This is a genomic window from Pseudomonas sp. S36, assembly GCF_016647875.1.
GTDB classification, from domain to species: Bacteria; Pseudomonadota; Gammaproteobacteria; order Pseudomonadales; family Pseudomonadaceae; genus Aquipseudomonas; species Aquipseudomonas parafulva.
Genome location: NZ_JACVVG010000001.1, coordinates 165,511 through 180,890, shown reverse-complemented (window position 1 = coordinate 180,890; position 15,380 = coordinate 165,511). Strand labels below are relative to the sequence as shown.

Here is a 15,380-nt window from a genome sequence, read left to right as displayed (position 1 = left end):
GTCACCATGACCGTCGGCGCCAAATCGAATACAGCCTTGTTCGACCTCGACCTGCTGCGGGCCATCGTGGTGGTGGCCGACTGCGGCAGTTTCACCACGGCGGCCACACGGCTGCACTCCACCCAGTCGACCATCAGCCAGAAGGTGCGGCGCCTGGAGGACATGGTCGGGCACCGCTTGCTGGTGCGTGGCAACCGCGACGTGCTGCCCACTGACGCCGGGCAGACGCTGCTGGGCTATGCCCGCCACATGTTGGCCCTGAATGACCAGATGCTCGAAGCCCTGGCCGGCGCCATGGTGGGCACCACGGTGCGCTTGGGCGTGCCCGAGGACTTTGTCGGCGGGCGCACCACCAACGCCTTGTCGGCCTTCAGCCGCCAGCACCCGCAGGTGAAGCTGGAGGTGACCAGCGGCTTGTGCCGCGACCTGAGCCAGGCCTACGACAACGGCGAACTGGACCTGATGCTGCTCAAGCAGCGGCGGGGCACCCGTGAAGGCATCGCTTCCTGGCCAGAACGCCTGCAGTGGATAGACAGCGCACGGCAACCTGCTTTCGAGCTGGACCCGGTGCCACTGGTGACGTTCCCGCCACGCGGGCTGTACCGCGAGGACATGATCAATGCCATTGAGAGCACTGGGAGGCGCTGGCGCATCAGCTTCACCAGCTCAAGCCTCAGTGGTATCCAGGCAGCGGTGGCCGATGGCATGGGCATCAGCCTGCTGCCACCCCGGGCGGCCACGGCTGACCACCAGATTCTCGGCGCCGGGCAAGGGCTGCCAGAGATAGACAGCTATGAAATCGTCATCGTGCACCGGTCGGCAGCGGACGCCATGGTCAAGGCGTTGGCCGGTGTGCTGCAGCAGTTGCTGGCAGGCGGCAGCCTCTAACAAGTGTTTCAGGCTGTGGCAGGATGGAATGACTGGCATGGGGCGTAGTCCCATGCTTTACGTGGGTACGACGCCCGCCCTTTTCAGCCAAGGAGAACCCCTATGAAAGCAGCTGTATTCGCCGCATTGCTGGCCACCACCGGCCTTGCCCAGGCCGCGCAGACGGTGGAGCTGAAGCTCGCGGGCCCCGACGGCCCAGGCAAGTCGATCGGCACCATCAGCATTGAGCAGAACAAGTATGGCACCTTGCTCACGCCTGATCTGAAAGACCTTCCGCCTGGCGTGCATGGCTTCCACCTGCATCAAAATGCATCCTGCGCGCCGTCTGAAGACGCCGGCAAGGCCGTACCGGCGGGGGCTGCCGGTGGGCACTGGGACCCAGACAAAACCAACGCACACAAAGGCCCGTACGATGACAGCGGCCACCGCGGTGACTTGCCTGCCCTTTATGTAGGTGCAGATGGCAAGGCGACCTACCCGGTACTGGCGCCGCGCCTGAAGGCAGAGGACTTCAAAGGCCATGCCCTGATGGTGCATGCCGGCGGCGACAACCACAGTGACCACCCTGAGAAGCTGGGTGGCGGTGGTGCGCGGATGGCGTGCGGGGTCGTTCAGTAACCCCGCCGCAAACGGGCGCTTTTTGCGCAGTCGGGGCCGGCAAGCGGCCCCGATGCCTCAGCGCTTGGGGTTCAGCGTCAGGTGTACGTGGCGGTTCACGTCCTTGTACAACAGGTAGCTGAAGTTACCTGGGCCACCGGCATAGCAGGCTTGCGGGCAGAAGGCGCGCAGCCACATGAAGTCGCCAGCTTCCACCTCGACCCAGTCCTGGTTCAGGCGGTAAACCGCCTTGCCCTCCAGCACGTACAGGCCATGTTCCATCACATGGGTTTCGGCGAACGGGATCACGCCGCCTGGCTGGAAGGTAACGATGTTCACGTGCATGTCATGGCGCATGTCGGCCATGTCCACAAAGCGCGTGGTAATCCAGCGGCCTTCGGTGCCGGGCATTTCGATGACGGTGGCGTTGTCGCGATGGGTCACGAACGATTCGGGCACGTCGAGGCCTTCCACCTTCTGGTAGTGCTTGCGCAGCCAGTGGAATGTGACGTTGGCCTTGCTGTTGTTGCGCAGGCTCCATTCAGCACCCGGGGCCAGGAACGCATACCCGCCCGGCACCAGGGTGTGGTGCTTGCCTTCCACGGTGATGTCCAGTTCACCTTCGACGATGAACACCACGGCCTCTGCGTTGGGGTCCAGTTCAGGCCGCTCGCTGCCGCCTTCTGGTGCGACTTCGACGATGTACTGGGAGAAGGTCTCGGCAAAACCGGTCAAAGGCCTGGCGATGACCCACATGCGCATCTTGTCCCAGAACGGCAGGTGGCTGGTGACGATGTCACGCATCACGCCTTTGGGGATTACAGCATAGGCTTCGGTGAACATGGCACGGTCAGTCAGCAGCTCGGTTTGAGCCGGGTGCCCACCGTGGGGGGCGAAGTAGGTGTGTTTCGACATGGATGATCTCGACTTGTTGTTCTATCCCCATGCCGTGAACCGCACCGGCCGGTGCGGCGCAGGGGACGTGGCGACAGAATAGGGGCGAGCCGGGCGCATCCACAAATTAAATGTTGGAATACCCGGTATTTGCTGGCTGAATACTGACGTGCTGCCCCGCGTGCTGGCGGGGCAGCCTGTCACCGTTGCCAAACAGCTTGTTGCGCAACGTACCGTCGGCATACTGCAGCGGGTAGCGGCCGCGCCGCTGCAACTCCGGCACCAGCAGTTCCACAACGTGGGTCAGGTCGTCCGGCTGCACGGCATAGGTCAGGTTGAAACCATCGATACCGGTCTGGTCCATCCAGTGCTCCAGCTGGTCAGCCACCTCTGCCGGCGTGCCGAGCAGTACCGGGCCGCGCCCACCCAGGCCAATGAACCGTGCCGCTTCGGCAACCGTCCAGCGCCGCTCTGGGTCGGCCGCGGTGAAGGCCGCCAGCGCCGCGCGGCCGGCGTCGTTTTCCACGTATTCTATGGGCGCGTCAGGGTCCAGGCCTGCGAAATCGATGCCCGTCCACCCGGACAGCAGCGCCAGCGCAGCATCCAGGTCCACGTACCGGCGGTATTCATCGAAGCGGGCCTGGGCCTCGTCATGGGTGGGCGCAACGATCAGCAGCGCCTGGGCGTAGATCAGCACCTGATCACGGCCACGCCCCACCGCCGCAGCGGCCTGGCGCACGCCCTCGGCGTAGCGGCGCAGCACCGTCGGCGTCGGCCCGCTGATGAACACGCATTCGGCATGCCGCGCCGCAAATTGCTGACCGCGCGCTGACGCGCCGGCCTGGAACAGAACCGGTGTACGTTGTGGCGACGGCTGGCACAGGTGCATGCCCGGCACCTGGAAGTGCTCCCCAGCATGTTCAATGAGATGCACGCGCGAGGGGTCGGTGTAACGGCCGCTTTCACGGTCCAGCACCACGGCATCATCCTCCCAGCTTTTTTCCCAAAGCTTGTACAGCACCTCAAGGTACTCTTCAGCCAGGTCATAGCGTTCATCGTGCCCCAGTTGCCTGGGCAGCCCCAGGTTGCGGGCGGCGCTGTCCAGGTAGCCGGTCACGATGTTCCACCCCACGCGCCCATTGCTCAGGTGATCGAGCGTGGACATGCGCCGTGCGAACGGGTAGGGGTGTTCATAAGTGAGGGAAAAGGTCACACCAAAGCCCAGGTGCTCGGTAACGCCGGCCATGGCAGGCACCAGCAGTAACGGGTCATTCACCGGCACTTGCACGCCACCGCGCAACGCCGCATCCGCGCTGCCCTGGTAGACATCGTAGATACCCAGCACGTCGGCGATGAACAGCGCATCGAACAAGCCCTTTTCCAGCAGCCGGGCCAGGTCGGTCCAGTAGCTCAGTTGGTTGAAAGCCACGCTGGTATTGCGCGGGTGGCGCCACAGGCCGGGGGATTGATGGCTGGCGGCATTCATGCTGAACGCATTGAAGCGGATAGGGCGGGGCATGGCAGGCAGACTCCGGTTCAAGGCAGTACGGAAGTGGGGTAGACCGCATCGGCCACCTGCAACTTGCGCGGGATCAGGCCAAGCCCCTGGAAGGTATCCGCCAGCTTCTGCTGTTCGGCAACGATCTGTGGGGTGATGGGCACGGCATTGTAGTTGCGCCGTTCGCTGGCCACCTCCAGCACGCTGGCGCTGATACCCAGCTGTGGCGCCAGCAAGGCCGCGACGTCGGCCGGCTTGGTATTGGCCCACTGGCTGACCTTGGCCAGCTCGGCGAAGAACGTTTTGAGCAAGGCGCGGTTCTGGTCGGCAAATGGGGCAGTGGAGAGGTAGAAGGTGCGGTTGTTGGACAGACCGGTGCCATCACGCAGGTTTTTCAGGCCGGGCTGGCTTTCGGCGGCAGCCAGGAACGGGTCCCACAGTGTCGCCGCCTGTACGCTACCTGATTGCAGCGCCGCCACAGCATCGGCGGCGTTGTTGACGTAGGCGGGAGTGATGTCCTGGTAGCTCAGGCCGGCCTGCTCCAAGGCAACAGCCAGCAGGTATTGGGCGTTCCAGCCGCGGCCGGTGGCAACGCGCTTGCCCTTGAGGTCCTGCACCGCGGTCAGCTGGTCCTGTTCGCGCACCACCAGGCCGATGCCACGTGGGTAAGGCTGCTCGGCAGCCAGGTAGACCACCGGCTTGCCGGCAGCCTGGGCGAATACCGAGGGGGCATCCGCTGCATGGCCGAGGTCGATGGCACCTGTGCTAAGGGCTTCGAGCAACTGTGGGCCGGCGGCGAACTCATGCCAGCTCACTGTCACGCCTTGGGGTGCCAGGGCTTTTTCCAGTGCGCCACTGCCTTTGAGGATGTTGATGCTGTTGAACTTCTGATAACCGATACGCAGGGTTTTGGCCTCATCGGCCACCGCTGACGAGGTGGGGAGCAGGGCGCCGGCAAGGCCTGCCAGCAGACCGCCCACCAATAGGCGGCGCAGGGGTGAAAAAACGCGATTGGGCATGGCAGGTCTCCTGGGGCGAGAGGTAATGAATGCCATCAAAACTAAGCAGCCAATCACAAACTTTCAATTTTTATATTTCTAATGGCTATATCATTTTGTTATTTATATATCCTTTTGTTTTGTAATGATCGTCCTGCGCTCGACATTTTTTTCACATCTGGTTGATAGGATCACGCGCAGAATAATGGAGCCCCTGTATGCCGCTGACCCTGCGCAAGCGCAGCACCCGCCTGGCTTTTGCCGCCACCTCTGGCCTGGTGATCGCCACCCTCGGCTTTTTTGCCTGGCAAAGTTTCTACCCCGTACAAGCCGCACCTGGCTGGGATGTAGACGTGCTGCACACGGACGTCGCCAAGGCGGCATCGCTGTTGCCGCAGGCCGACGGCAGCCTGCTGGTCAGCCGTGAACTGGATGACGGCCGCGGCAGCATCTTGCGGATCACCGCCGACGGCGAGCGCAAAGTGCTCATCGATAAATTGTCCAAACCGGACGGTATGGTCGCCGCGAGAGGTGGCTGGGTGTTCAGCCAGGAAGGAGGGCTTGCGCCGGTCAGCCTGGCCCGTAACGGCCAGGTAACGCCGTTGTTCGACGGCATCGCCGTACAGGGCCTGTGGAATGAGGGTGACCACCTGTACGCTGTTGAAGACCGCAAGGGCGATGGCCGCCTGATGCGCTATGACTGGCGTAACGGGCACGTCGATGTGCTGCGCTCGGGTTTGACCGAAGCCGAAGGCCTTACCCGGTGCGACGGTCGCCTGTTGTACACCCAAAAGGCCGATGGCCGGGTGAGGGCATTGTCCAAGGACGGCAAAGACCCGGTCGTGGTCGAGGGCCTTAGCAACCCCACCTTCCTGTACTGCGACCAGCGCGGCCTGTGGATCAGCGAAGACAACACGCACCGGGCCCGGCTGCTGCGCATTCGCCCCGATGGCACGCAGCAGACCGTGCTGTCGTTCCTCAAGGCGCCGCAGTCGATCGTGGCCGACGGCAAAGGGGGTTACCTGCTCGCCGAAGGTGGGCGCAACCGCGTACTGCATTTGGCACCGCCCGCCGAGCCCACCCAGGTCGCCAACCAGTGATGGCGGGCGGAAGCCCTGCGACCAACGCCACGCTTCCCTGCACCGCCCGGCTCACGGATAATCCGCGCACATTCCAATAAAGAGCCTGTGAGTGGTATGAGTGATTCCGTAGTCAGCCCCGGCCCACACGAACAAGAACGGGGGCGCCGCACGCGCAAGAACAACCCCGAAAAAACCCGTGAGGACATCCTTCAGGCCGCCATCATCGAGTTTGTCCAGCAGGGCCTGGCTGGGGCACGGGTGGATGCCATTGCCGAACGCACCGCAACTTCGAAGCGCATGATCTACTACTACTTCGGCAGCAAGGAGCAGCTGTATTGCGAGTGCCTGGTCAAGCTGTATGGCGACATTCGCAAGACCGAGCAAAGCCTGGACCTGGAATCATTGCCGGCCGAGCAGGCCATCCGCCGGCTGGTGGAGTTCACCTTCGATCACCATGACCGCAATGTCGACTTCGTGCGGATCATCTGCACCGAAAACATCCATTACGGTGAATACGTCAAGCAGTCACCGGTCATTCGCGAAATGAGTAGCCTGGTGCTGCAGGCGCTGGGCAACACCTTGCAGCGGGGCGTGCAGGAAGGCGTGTTCCGCGCAGGCATTCAGGTGATCGACCTGCACATGCTGATGAGCGCGTTCTGCTTCTACCGGGTGTCCAACCGGCATACCTTCGGTGAAATCTTCCAGATCGACCTGCTGGACGACGACATCAAGCAGCGCCACAAGGCGATGATCTGCGACGCAGTATTGGGGTACATCCGCGCCTGAGCCGGCCCACCTGTGCAATGGGGTGCTCAGTCCCCCAGCCGCTGTTCACGTGAAGGCGGGTAGCCAAAATACGCTGCGTAGCATTTGCTGAAGTGGGACACCGACACAAAGCCACAGGCCACGGCCACCTCCATCACCGAGAGGTCGGAATACTGCAGCAGCCGGCGGCTCTTGGTGATGCGCAGCTCCATGTAGTACCGCCGGGGTGACGTCCCCAGCTGCGCCTGGAACAGCCGGTCGATCTGCCGCCGCGAGCGGCCGCTGTAGGCGGCGAGCTGGTCGAGGCTGAGGGTTTCCTCCAGGTTGTTTTCCATCAGCTCGACAATGGTGCGCAGGTGCAGGCTCATCGATTTTTTCGCGCCTGGGCCAACCTGCCTGTAGCGTGCGCCCGAGAACGACAGGATTTCCTCCACTCCCTCGGCGAGGCCGTCACCGTACAGCCTGCGCACCAGGCCCAGCATCAGTTCCATGGCCCCATTGGGGCTGGCGGCGCTGAGGCGGTCGCGGTCGAGCGTGAAGCTGGCCGGGGTGATGCGCGTCTGCGGGCTGCGTTCCGACAGGCTGGCGCGTTGTTCGGGGTGGATACTGCAACCATAATCGTCCAGCACCCCGGCGCGGCCGAGAAACCAGGCGCCGTTCCACAGGCCGCCAAGGGCCATGCCCTGGCTGGCGCAGTCGTCCAGCAGGCGGTCCAGCTCCGGGTATTTCAGGGGCGTGCGCAGGCCGCCGCAGATCACCAGCAGGTCCAGGTGTTTGAGTGCCTGGGGCGACAGTTCGGTGGCCACCAGTTCCAGCCCCAGGTCACTGAGCACCCGGTCACCGTCGAGGGACAGCGGGGTGAACTGGAAGCTGTCAGCGCGCAGCAAGTTGGCCGTGACCAGCACGTCCATGGCCACGGTGAAGCTGGCCATGGAGAAGTGTTCGAGCAGGACGAAATCAACCCGATAGGGTGTCAGCGCGCTGGCGCTGGCAGACTTCAGCCTCAGCATGTTGCTGGTACTGGTCTTCTTGCTGAACTGACGTGCTGTGGCCACTCTGGACTCCGCTTGCTGGCTGGCCCGCTGAGTGTGGCCGGTGCCCCGGCGAAAGACAATCGCCTGGGTGGGCGTGTCTATGTGCAGGTCGCGTACAGGCACGCTGTCTGGCGACACGCATTGTGGTTATGCTGGCGTCCCCGCCACTGAGGACGCCCTCATGAAATACGCCGTTGCCCTGTTGTTCTGTCTGTTACCGCTGTGGGCGCAGGCTGCCGAGCCGGGCAGCAAGCTGGCACCCTGGACCTTGCTGGACCAATACGACCGCCCGTACACCCTGGATGCAGACACCCGCATTCTGCTGGTGGCGCGTGACATGGACGGCGCCAAACTGGTCAAGGCCGCCATGGCCGAGCTGCCCAAAGGGTATCTGGAGGCCCGGCACGCAGTCTTCGTGGCTGATATCCAGCGCATGCCAGCCCTGATCAGCAAGCTGTTCGCCGTCCCCGCAATGCGCGATTACACTTACCGTGTACTGCTTGATCGAGAGGGGCAGGTAGCCAGCCGATACCAGGGTGAGGAAGGGCAGGTGCAGTGGTTGCAACTGGACCGCGGCACATGGGTCAGCCAACGCAGCTTCGCCGACGCGCAGGCACTGCGCTCGGCACTTGAGCAGGCCCAGGCCACACAATGAACGGAACCCTGAGCCCTCGGCGTGCACCAATACAGTAAGTGCCATTGGGAGGATGCTCATGGAAATCGGAACAATGTGGTTCTTCGTCGCAATCTTCGTGGTTCTGCTGGAGACGTGGGCCATCTGGCACATCATCGGCAGCGACCGACGCGCAGAGCGCAAGATGCTCTGGGTGATCGTTGTAGTCTGGTTGCCTGTGCTGGGCCTTCTGGCCTGGGCGGTACGCGGGCCACGCGCCGTCAAGGGGCGCTCGGTGCTGGAAGAGAAGTAGGTAGCATCTAGTAGCGCGCCCCTGTTTAAACACTGAACGCTGTGATTGCAGCCCGTGCCAAGGCAAAGTGCCCTGGCACGGGCGCTTTCGTTTGGGCACGATCACGCTTGACCTTAAGCAGGCTTGAGGTCCGATACTCCCGGCTCACATCAAACGACCGAGGGCGCACCGTGACTGACCCAGCTACCGTTGTTCTGAGCAATCCGCAAGGCCTCTACGACCCCACTGGCAATGGCTACTCCCATGTTGCGCAAGTGCCTGCGGGCAGCTGCTTGCTGTTCATTGCAGGCCAAGGGGGCGAAAGCGCCGAGGGGGTATTGTCAGCCAATTTCCAGGACCAAGCGCGGCAGGCGCTGGCCAACCTGGAGCTGGCACTCGCATCCGGTGGCGCCAGCCTGGGGCAGGTGTGCAAGCTGACCCTGCTGATCGTCGACCACTGCCAGGAGCGCCTGGCCGAGTGGGTGGCAGAAGCGGACCGGGCATGGGGTACGGCCATGAAGCCAACCTGCACGTTGATCCCCGTGCCGCGGCTTGCCCTGGATGGCATGTTGATTGAGATTGATGCAGTGGCGGTAGCGCCAGCCTCCTCCCAAGGTAGGTAGCGGCACCGTCATGCTCTGCGGTATACCCCTCTGCAGAAGCCAGTTGCCGCTGGCATGACCGCAAACCGTTCTCAGAGGTGGCCACACCATGGGTTCAGGCACTACCACGCGCCCGGGCGACCAGATCGTAGCCTGGCTCGGGCCAGCACTGTTCAGCCTGGTGGCATTTGCCGCCAATTCCGTGCTTTGCCGCCTCGCGTTGAAGGGCGGGGCAGCCGACCCCGTGAGCTTCACCGTCATCCGCCTGGTCGGCGGCGCCCTGTTTCTGTTGCTGCTGACCCGTCTGCGCAAGCCCGCCCTGAGCCTGGGTGGCAGCTGGCGTGGGGCGCTGGCGCTGTTCCTGTACGCCTTTCTGTTCTCTGCTGCCTATGTGCAGCTCAGTGCCGGCGCTGGCGCGCTGCTGCTGTTTGGCGCCGTGCAAATCACCATGTTCGGCTTTGCCTGGTACAGGGGTGAGCGGATAACGCTGCGGGTGCTGACCGGTATGGCATTGGCATTCGCAGGGCTGCTGGTGTTGTTGTTGCCTGGTGCGGCGGCGCCGGGGTTGTCCAGTGCCTTGTTGATGGCGCTTGCAGGGGTGGCCTGGGGCATCTACACCTTGCTGGGCAAAGGCTCACCACGGCCATTGGCTGACACCGCCGGCAACTTCGTGCGCAGCTTGGCATGCCTGGTGCTGCTGGCCCCGATGCTGTGGATGGGCAGTGGCCTGCAATTGTCGCTTTCGGGTTTTGGCTACGGGCTCGCCTCTGGCGCCATTGCGTCCGGGGCGGGCTATGCGGTGTGGTACAGCGTGGTACGGCGGATCAGCGCGCAGCAGGCCGCCACCTTGCAACTCAGCGTGCCGGTTATCGCGGCCTTGGGCGGGGTATTGCTGGTCGGCGAGCCGTTGTCCCTGCGCTTGGCGCTGGCTTGCGCGGTCGTGCTCGGCGGCATCGCCTTGGCCCTGAGCCCGCGCCGCTAGAAGAAACTGCGCTGCGCCTTGAGCGTTACCACGCTTTCGCAGTAGGTATTGATCCCGGCATAGGCATCACAACCGCCACCGTTGAGGTTGGAATTGCTGTAGATCAGGTTGAGGTCGATCCCGAGCCAGGGGCGGGAGAGCTCCAGGGACCAGTCAGAAAACGCGCTGACCTGGCTGCCGTCACCAATGGTGAAGGGTGTTCCCAACTGATGGTGGGCCAGTTTAACGGTCAAGTCGGCGTTCAGCAGGGGGATCTGGCCGAAATCAGCGAACAGGGTGCCGGTACGGTTGCTGGGGTTGTCGCGCAGCGCCCCACCGAAACGGCTGCCCAGAACCGAAATGCCGCCATATAAGGCGTGGCTGTCGGCACCCGCGATATTGGGTTGGCTGTAATGGATCAGGCCTACTTCGTAGCCCAAGGTGCTGTCGAAGTGGTGTTTGTAGCCGATGTAGCTGTCCAGGCGCAGGGTGGAGCCGGGCGCTACGCCCATGCTGGGGGCATACTGGCCGAGGTACCAGCCATTGGCATGGCTGAGGTCCAGCCCGCCATGAAAGGCGCCGGTGGCGCTGGGGGAGATCAGCCCTTGAGCCATGCTGCGCGAAGGGGTGGTACCGAGCGTGAAGTTGAAGTCGCCCAGTTCACGTTTCATCTGCTGGGCCATTAGCGCCGGGCTGAACAGCAATGCAGCGCCTAGCAACAGAAGGGGCCTGGTCATGGTCTTCGTCCTGGGAGGCTTGCGTTTGAGCGGCCAAGGATACCTGCACGGGGCGTGCATGAAAACCGTTGTGAAGCGGTGCTGCGCAGCCCTGGCAGGCTGCGCAGCCGCGGATCAGGCGACTTTGACGATCCAGCCTGCTGGGGCTTCCACGTCACCGCTCTGGATGCCGGTCAGCTCGTTGTAGAGCTTTTGGGTAACCGGGCCGACCTTCTCCAGGTCGTGGAACACATGCAGCTTGCCGTTGTACTCGATGCCGCCGATGGGCGTGATCACCGCAGCGGTACCGCAGGCGCCGGCTTCGACGAAACGGTCCAGGTTGCTGATCTCCACATCGCCTTCGACCACCGTCAGGCCCAGGCGCGATTGCGCCAGCTCCATCAGCGACAGGCGGGTAATGCCCGGCAGTACCGAGGCCGACTTCGGGGTGACGAATTCGTTGTTGCCGGTAATGCCGAAGAAGTTGGCAGAGCCCACTTCCTCGATTTTGCTGTGGGTCAGCGGGTCGAGGTAGATGGCATCGGCGAAGTTTGCCTTTTTGGCTTCAGCGCCAGGTTGCAGGCTGGCCGCGTAGTTGCCGCCGACCTTGGCTGCGCCGGTGCCTTGGGGGGCCGCGCGGTCGAAGCTGGAAATCTGGAAGTTGTGCGGCTTCATGCCACCTTTGAAGTACGAGCCCACCGGGATGGCGAACACCGAGAAGATGAATTCCGGTGCAGTGCGCACACCAATGTTGTCACCGGTGCCAATCACGAACGGGCGCAGGTAAAGCGCACCTTTGCCGTGGGGCGGCACGAACTTTTCATTGGCCTTGACCACCTGCTTGCAGGCCTCGATGAACACCTCGGTGGGTACATGGGGCATCAGCAGGCGCGCACAGCTGCGCTGCATGCGGGCGGCGTTCTGGTCCGGGCGGAACAGGTTGATGGAGCCGTCCTTGCAGCGGTAGGCCTTGAGGCCTTCGAAGCACTGCTGGCCGTAGTGCAGGGCGGTGGAGCCTTCACTGATGTGCAGCACGTTGTCGTCGGTCAGGGTGCCTTTGTCCCACTCGCCATTGCGCCAGACAGACAGGTAGCGTTTGTCGGTCTTGATGTAGTCGAAGCCGAGCTTGTCCCAGTTAATGCTTTCGTTGCTCATGACACCCTCGTTGTCTTGCTAGTGCCCGATCGCTCGGGCTGCTGTTATATGCGCACCTCGCCACCATAATACATCCGCAGCGGATCGGGAACGGCCAGTCGGAAAATGCCGCGTTGTCGGCCGCCTCTACAGTTTCAGGTACTCATCCAGGGCCAGTTGCTCAAGCAAGATGGCGTCGTGCGAAGCGATGATCAGGGCCCCGCGATACTGCCCGAGCATCGCCTGCACGGCCTCGAGCGACGGCAGGTCCAGGTGGTTGCCGGGCTCGTCCAGCAACAACAGGTCCAGGGGCTGCTGGCGATAAAGGATCGCCGCCAGTGCGGCCTTCATGCGTTCACCTCCGCTGAGCAGGCTGCTGGGCAGGCCCACGCGGGCGGCGTCCAGGCCCAGTTGCGCCAGCCGGCTGCGCAGCTCGTCCTGGTGGAGTGCCGGGTTGGCCCGTTGCAGGTGTTGCAGCGCGCTGTCGGTGCCGTTCAGCAGGGTGCAATACTGGTCGAGCAGGGCGGCTTCGCCAGTGAGCACCAGGCTGCCACCTGGTGAGGGCAGTTGCCCGTCGATCATGCGCAGCAGTGTGGACTTACCGCTGCCGTTGGCCCCCACCAGGCCCAACCGCTGGCCAACCTGCATGCGCAGTGTGACGGGCTGCTGGGTACCGTGGGGCAAGCGCAGGTCTTGCAGGGCCAGCACCTGCCGGCCGGCATGGCGCTGCGGGGTAGGGGCGTGTACGTGGATAGTGCTGCACTGTTCGGTATCACCCGCTGCTGTGCGGATTTCAGCCTGCATCGCCTGCTCGGCACTCCGGTGCTGGCGGCGCTGTTTGCCAAGCGTGGCCTGGCCCACCTGCTGGCGGCGGTCGACAATGATCTTGGCCTGGTTGGCAACCTTGGCGGTGCGCCCCGCCCGGGCCTGGGCCTTCTCAAGGTTTTCGCGCTGCTGCTGGCGGTCACGGGCCTGGCGAAGTTGTTGCCGTTTAAGGTGCGCCAGGTGCTGCTGGGCGTGGGTTGCCTCGGCACTTTTCTGCGCCAGGTAGTGGTTGTAATCCCCGCCGTACGCCCGCAGGCCCAGGCTGGACAGCTCAAGGATACGCGCCATGTGCCCCAGCAGTGTGCGGTCGTGGCTGATGACCAGCATGCCGCGGTCCCAGGCCTTGATCATACCCAGCAGCTCGGCGCGCGCAGGGCCGTCGAGGTGGTTGCTGGGCTCGTCAAGTATCAGGTAGTCCGCGTCACTCAGCCAGGCCCCGATCAGCGCCACGCGCATGGCCTGGCCACCACTCAGGCAGCGCGCAGGCGTGCGCCAGTCGAGCTGGCCCAGGCCATGGCGTTGCAGCAGTGCCTGCAACTGCTCGCGGATGCCCCAGCGCTCGCCCACGGTGTCGAAGTCTGCGGCATCTACGCTGCCTTGTTCGATGCGTTGAAGGGCTGCGATCACCGGGCCCACCTGGGCCAGGTCGGCAACAGTGGCACTGTGCTCGATTACCTGCTGGCCCAGCAGATGCACGTGGCCCTGGCGCTGGCAGGTACCGCTGCTGGGCGCGCGCTGGCCGGCCATTACCTGGGCAAGCAGGCTTTTGCCCACGCCATTGCGCCCGACCAGGCCGGTGCGGCTGCGGTCGAAAGTGGCGTTGAGGTTGTCGAACAACAGCCTGCCATCAGGCAAGGCCAGGGTGACGCTGTCGAGCGTCAGGATGGATGGGTCGGTCATGAGCAACTCCACGAATGCCGCGACATCTCCGGAGCGAACCGGAGGCTGAAGGCTGGCCGTCGGACAGACGGCGGCATCAATGGCGCATTGGACGAACACCTCGTGGCAGGGGAAATGCCACCCTAGCGGAGAATCGGCAGAGGGTAAAGTGCATCGACACGCCAGCAACGGCCGGCAGTGGTTGACCACCTGCCAGCCACTGCGTAGCCTTGCCGGTTCGAGGTTCTTCGGCCAGACCGAAGCTAAGACGGGAACGCGGTTCAAGCCGCGGCTGCCCCCGCAACTGTAAGCACCTTACGGATCGACACAGCCACTGCGCCACCGCGCGGGAAGGCGTCATCCCCCAGCCTGTTCGCATTGCAGAGCGCTGGAACGGTGCAAGCCAGGAGACCTGCCTCGACACGTTTTCGACTTTAAACCGGGCGGGGTGATCCGGTGGCGAACACGCCCGGCCAGCATGGCCGCAGGCTGTCGTCCTGCATGCCCGCGCCACTCTGCCAAGGGCAATGCGACATGAAAACACTGGCCAAGCTACCTGTCACCATCGTCACCGGCTTCCTCGGCTCGGGCAAGACCACGTTGCTGCGGCACATGCTCGACAACGCCCAGGGCCGCCGCATTGCGGTCATCGTCAATGAGTTCGGCGAGCTGGGCATCGACGGCGACATTCTCAAGCAGTGCAGCATCGGTTGCACCGAAGAAGAGGCCACCGGCCGGGTTTACGAACTGGCCAACGGTTGCCTGTGCTGTACCGTTCAGGAAGAGTTCTTCCCGGTGATGCGCGAACTGGTGGCACGGCGCGGCGACCTGGACCACATCCTGATCGAAACCAGCGGCCTGGCCTTGCCCAAACCGTTGGTCCAGGCCTTCCAGTGGCCAGAAATCCGCAACGCCTGCACCGTCGATGCCGTCATTACCGTGGTCGACAGCCCGGCAGTGGCTGCCGGCACCTTCGCCGCCTACCCGGAGCAGGTCGACGCCCAGCGCAAGCTCGACCCTAACCTGGACCACGAATCGCCACTGCACGAGCTGTTCGCCGACCAGTTGGCCAGCGCCGACCTGGTGGTTCTGAACAAGGCCGACCTGATCGATGCCGAGGGCCTGGCCAAGGTCCGCGCCGAAGTCGCCGAAGAGCTGCCAGCGGCAGTGAAGGTCGTCGAGGCCAACAGCGGCAAGCTGCCGCTGGAGGTACTGCTGGGCATGGGCGCGGAGTCCGAAGTGCACATCGACGGCCGCCGCACGCACCATGACAGCCACCACGACGGCGATGACCATGACGACCATGACCACGATGCCTTCGACTCCATTTCCATCGACTTGCCCGAAGCCGATGAAGCCTTGCTGCTGGGGGCCCTGACGCAACTGGTGGTGGAGTTCGGCATCCTGCGTGTCAAAGGCTTCGCCGCCGTCCCCGGCAAGCCGATGCGCCTGCTGGTGCAGGGGGTGGGTACCCGTTTTGACAAGCACTTCGACCGTGCATGGCGCGCTGATGAGCCGCGGGTGACGCGCATGGTGCTGATTGGCCAGGAACTGGATGCAGCCCTGCTGGAAGCCCGCCTGCGCCAGGCCCTGGGCGCCTGA

The 15,380-nt window shown here is 63.7% G+C and carries 16 protein-coding genes and 1 riboswitch; of the genes, 9 read left to right on the top strand and 7 right to left on the bottom strand.

Annotated features, from left to right (window positions below):
- Window positions 1-6: 6 nt before the first annotated feature.
- Both IAE36_RS00760 and sodC read left to right on the top strand, forming a co-directional pair.
- Window positions 7-888 (top strand): LysR family transcriptional regulator, encoded by an 882-nt coding sequence (locus IAE36_RS00760; protein WP_201209688.1) that lies wholly within the window; start codon window positions 7-9, stop codon window positions 886-888.
- A gap of 102 nt (window positions 889-990) precedes the next feature.
- Entirely contained in the window at window positions 991-1,506 is a 516-nt protein-coding gene (gene sodC, locus IAE36_RS00755) for a superoxide dismutase family protein (protein WP_201209687.1), read from the top strand.
- A gap of 57 nt (window positions 1,507-1,563) precedes the next feature.
- On the opposite strand, the gene IAE36_RS00750 is transcribed toward sodC, so the two are convergent.
- From IAE36_RS00750 to IAE36_RS00740, 3 genes are all read right to left on the bottom strand, one after another.
- Window positions 1,564-2,400, bottom strand: coding sequence for a bifunctional allantoicase/(S)-ureidoglycine aminohydrolase (locus tag IAE36_RS00750; protein ID WP_060481089.1), 837 nt, complete (start codon window positions 2,398-2,400; stop codon window positions 1,564-1,566).
- Between the two features lie 106 nt (window positions 2,401-2,506).
- Complete coding sequence (locus tag IAE36_RS00745) at window positions 2,507-3,898, bottom strand: LLM class flavin-dependent oxidoreductase (RefSeq protein ID WP_201209686.1); 1,392 nt, start codon at window positions 3,896-3,898, stop codon at window positions 2,507-2,509.
- A gap of 17 nt (window positions 3,899-3,915) precedes the next feature.
- Window positions 3,916-4,896 carry an aliphatic sulfonate ABC transporter substrate-binding protein gene (locus IAE36_RS00740; RefSeq protein ID WP_201209684.1) on the bottom strand — a complete coding sequence of 327 codons (981 nt, stop codon included), beginning with the start codon at window positions 4,894-4,896 and terminating at the stop codon, window positions 3,916-3,918.
- Window positions 4,897-5,093: 197 nt separating this feature from the next.
- Between IAE36_RS00740 and IAE36_RS00735 the strand changes: the two genes are divergently transcribed.
- Both IAE36_RS00735 and IAE36_RS00730 read left to right on the top strand, forming a co-directional pair.
- The gene (locus IAE36_RS00735; protein ID WP_201209682.1) at window positions 5,094-5,975 is read left to right on the top strand and encodes a hypothetical protein; all 882 of its coding nucleotides are present in this window, start codon (window positions 5,094-5,096) and stop codon (window positions 5,973-5,975) included.
- Between the two features lie 96 nt (window positions 5,976-6,071).
- Window positions 6,072-6,743 (top strand): TetR/AcrR family transcriptional regulator, encoded by a 672-nt coding sequence (locus tag IAE36_RS00730; RefSeq protein ID WP_060481085.1) that lies wholly within the window; start codon window positions 6,072-6,074, stop codon window positions 6,741-6,743.
- A gap of 26 nt (window positions 6,744-6,769) precedes the next feature.
- On the opposite strand, the gene IAE36_RS00725 is transcribed toward IAE36_RS00730, so the two are convergent.
- A complete protein-coding gene (locus IAE36_RS00725; protein WP_201161630.1) occupies window positions 6,770-7,777 on the bottom strand; it encodes a GlxA family transcriptional regulator in 1,008 nt (335 codons plus the stop codon).
- A gap of 160 nt (window positions 7,778-7,937) precedes the next feature.
- Between IAE36_RS00725 and IAE36_RS00720 the strand changes: the two genes are divergently transcribed.
- From IAE36_RS00720 to IAE36_RS00705, 4 genes are all read left to right on the top strand, one after another.
- Complete coding sequence (locus IAE36_RS00720; protein WP_201209680.1) at window positions 7,938-8,411, top strand: FAD/FMN-containing dehydrogenase; 474 nt, start codon at window positions 7,938-7,940, stop codon at window positions 8,409-8,411.
- Window positions 8,412-8,469: 58 nt separating this feature from the next.
- A complete protein-coding gene (locus IAE36_RS00715; protein ID WP_028633867.1) occupies window positions 8,470-8,682 on the top strand; it encodes a PLD nuclease N-terminal domain-containing protein in 213 nt (70 codons plus the stop codon).
- 170 nt (window positions 8,683-8,852) lie between these two features.
- Window positions 8,853-9,284 carry a RidA family protein gene (locus IAE36_RS00710; protein WP_201209679.1) on the top strand — a complete coding sequence of 144 codons (432 nt, stop codon included), beginning with the start codon at window positions 8,853-8,855 and terminating at the stop codon, window positions 9,282-9,284.
- Between the two features lie 88 nt (window positions 9,285-9,372).
- Complete coding sequence (locus IAE36_RS00705; RefSeq protein WP_201209677.1) at window positions 9,373-10,245, top strand: DMT family transporter; 873 nt, start codon at window positions 9,373-9,375, stop codon at window positions 10,243-10,245.
- Here the strand turns inward: IAE36_RS00705 and IAE36_RS00700 are convergent.
- From IAE36_RS00700 to IAE36_RS00690, 3 genes are all read right to left on the bottom strand, one after another.
- Window positions 10,242-10,961 carry a TorF family putative porin gene (locus IAE36_RS00700; RefSeq protein WP_028633870.1) on the bottom strand — a complete coding sequence of 240 codons (720 nt, stop codon included), beginning with the start codon at window positions 10,959-10,961 and terminating at the stop codon, window positions 10,242-10,244. The two genes, IAE36_RS00705 and IAE36_RS00700, sit on opposite strands and share 4 nt — an antisense overlap.
- A 114-nt stretch (window positions 10,962-11,075) precedes the next feature.
- Window positions 11,076-12,095: a branched-chain amino acid aminotransferase gene (locus tag IAE36_RS00695; protein ID WP_028633871.1), complete on the bottom strand. Its 1,020-nt coding sequence runs from the start codon at window positions 12,093-12,095 to the stop codon at window positions 11,076-11,078.
- 126 nt (window positions 12,096-12,221) lie between these two features.
- Window positions 12,222-13,799: an ATP-binding cassette domain-containing protein gene (locus IAE36_RS00690; RefSeq protein WP_201209676.1), complete on the bottom strand. Its 1,578-nt coding sequence runs from the start codon at window positions 13,797-13,799 to the stop codon at window positions 12,222-12,224.
- Window positions 13,800-14,002: 203 nt separating this feature from the next.
- A riboswitch (cobalamin riboswitch) is annotated at window positions 14,003-14,212 on the top strand.
- A 100-nt stretch (window positions 14,213-14,312) separates the two neighbouring features.
- On the opposite strand from IAE36_RS00690, the gene cobW reads away from it, so the two are divergent.
- Window positions 14,313-15,380, top strand: a complete 1,068-nt coding sequence (cobW, locus tag IAE36_RS00685; RefSeq protein WP_201209675.1) for a cobalamin biosynthesis protein CobW — start codon at window positions 14,313-14,315, stop codon at window positions 15,378-15,380.

Coding starts and splice junctions, on each gene's coding strand:
- IAE36_RS00730 (WP_060481085.1), top strand. CDS start 6,072: ATGAGTGATTCCGTAGTCAGCCCCGGCCCACACGAACAAGAACGGGGG.
- IAE36_RS00695 (WP_028633871.1), bottom strand. CDS start 12,095: ATGAGCAACGAAAGCATTAACTGGGACAAGCTCGGCTTCGACTACATC.
- sodC (WP_201209687.1), top strand. CDS start 991: ATGAAAGCAGCTGTATTCGCCGCATTGCTGGCCACCACCGGCCTTGCC.
- IAE36_RS00690 (WP_201209676.1), bottom strand. CDS start 13,799: ATGACCGACCCATCCATCCTGACGCTCGACAGCGTCACCCTGGCCTTG.
- IAE36_RS00720 (WP_201209680.1), top strand. CDS start 7,938: ATGAAATACGCCGTTGCCCTGTTGTTCTGTCTGTTACCGCTGTGGGCG.
- IAE36_RS00760 (WP_201209688.1), top strand. CDS start 7: ATGACCGTCGGCGCCAAATCGAATACAGCCTTGTTCGACCTCGACCTG.
- IAE36_RS00740 (WP_201209684.1), bottom strand. CDS start 4,896: ATGCCCAATCGCGTTTTTTCACCCCTGCGCCGCCTATTGGTGGGCGGT.
- IAE36_RS00715 (WP_028633867.1), top strand. CDS start 8,470: ATGGAAATCGGAACAATGTGGTTCTTCGTCGCAATCTTCGTGGTTCTG.
- IAE36_RS00745 (WP_201209686.1), bottom strand. CDS start 3,898: ATGCCCCGCCCTATCCGCTTCAATGCGTTCAGCATGAATGCCGCCAGC.
- IAE36_RS00705 (WP_201209677.1), top strand. CDS start 9,373: ATGGGTTCAGGCACTACCACGCGCCCGGGCGACCAGATCGTAGCCTGG.
- IAE36_RS00735 (WP_201209682.1), top strand. CDS start 5,094: ATGCCGCTGACCCTGCGCAAGCGCAGCACCCGCCTGGCTTTTGCCGCC.
- IAE36_RS00750 (WP_060481089.1), bottom strand. CDS start 2,400: ATGTCGAAACACACCTACTTCGCCCCCCACGGTGGGCACCCGGCTCAA.
- cobW (WP_201209675.1), top strand. CDS start 14,313: ATGAAAACACTGGCCAAGCTACCTGTCACCATCGTCACCGGCTTCCTC.
- IAE36_RS00700 (WP_028633870.1), bottom strand. CDS start 10,961: ATGACCAGGCCCCTTCTGTTGCTAGGCGCTGCATTGCTGTTCAGCCCG.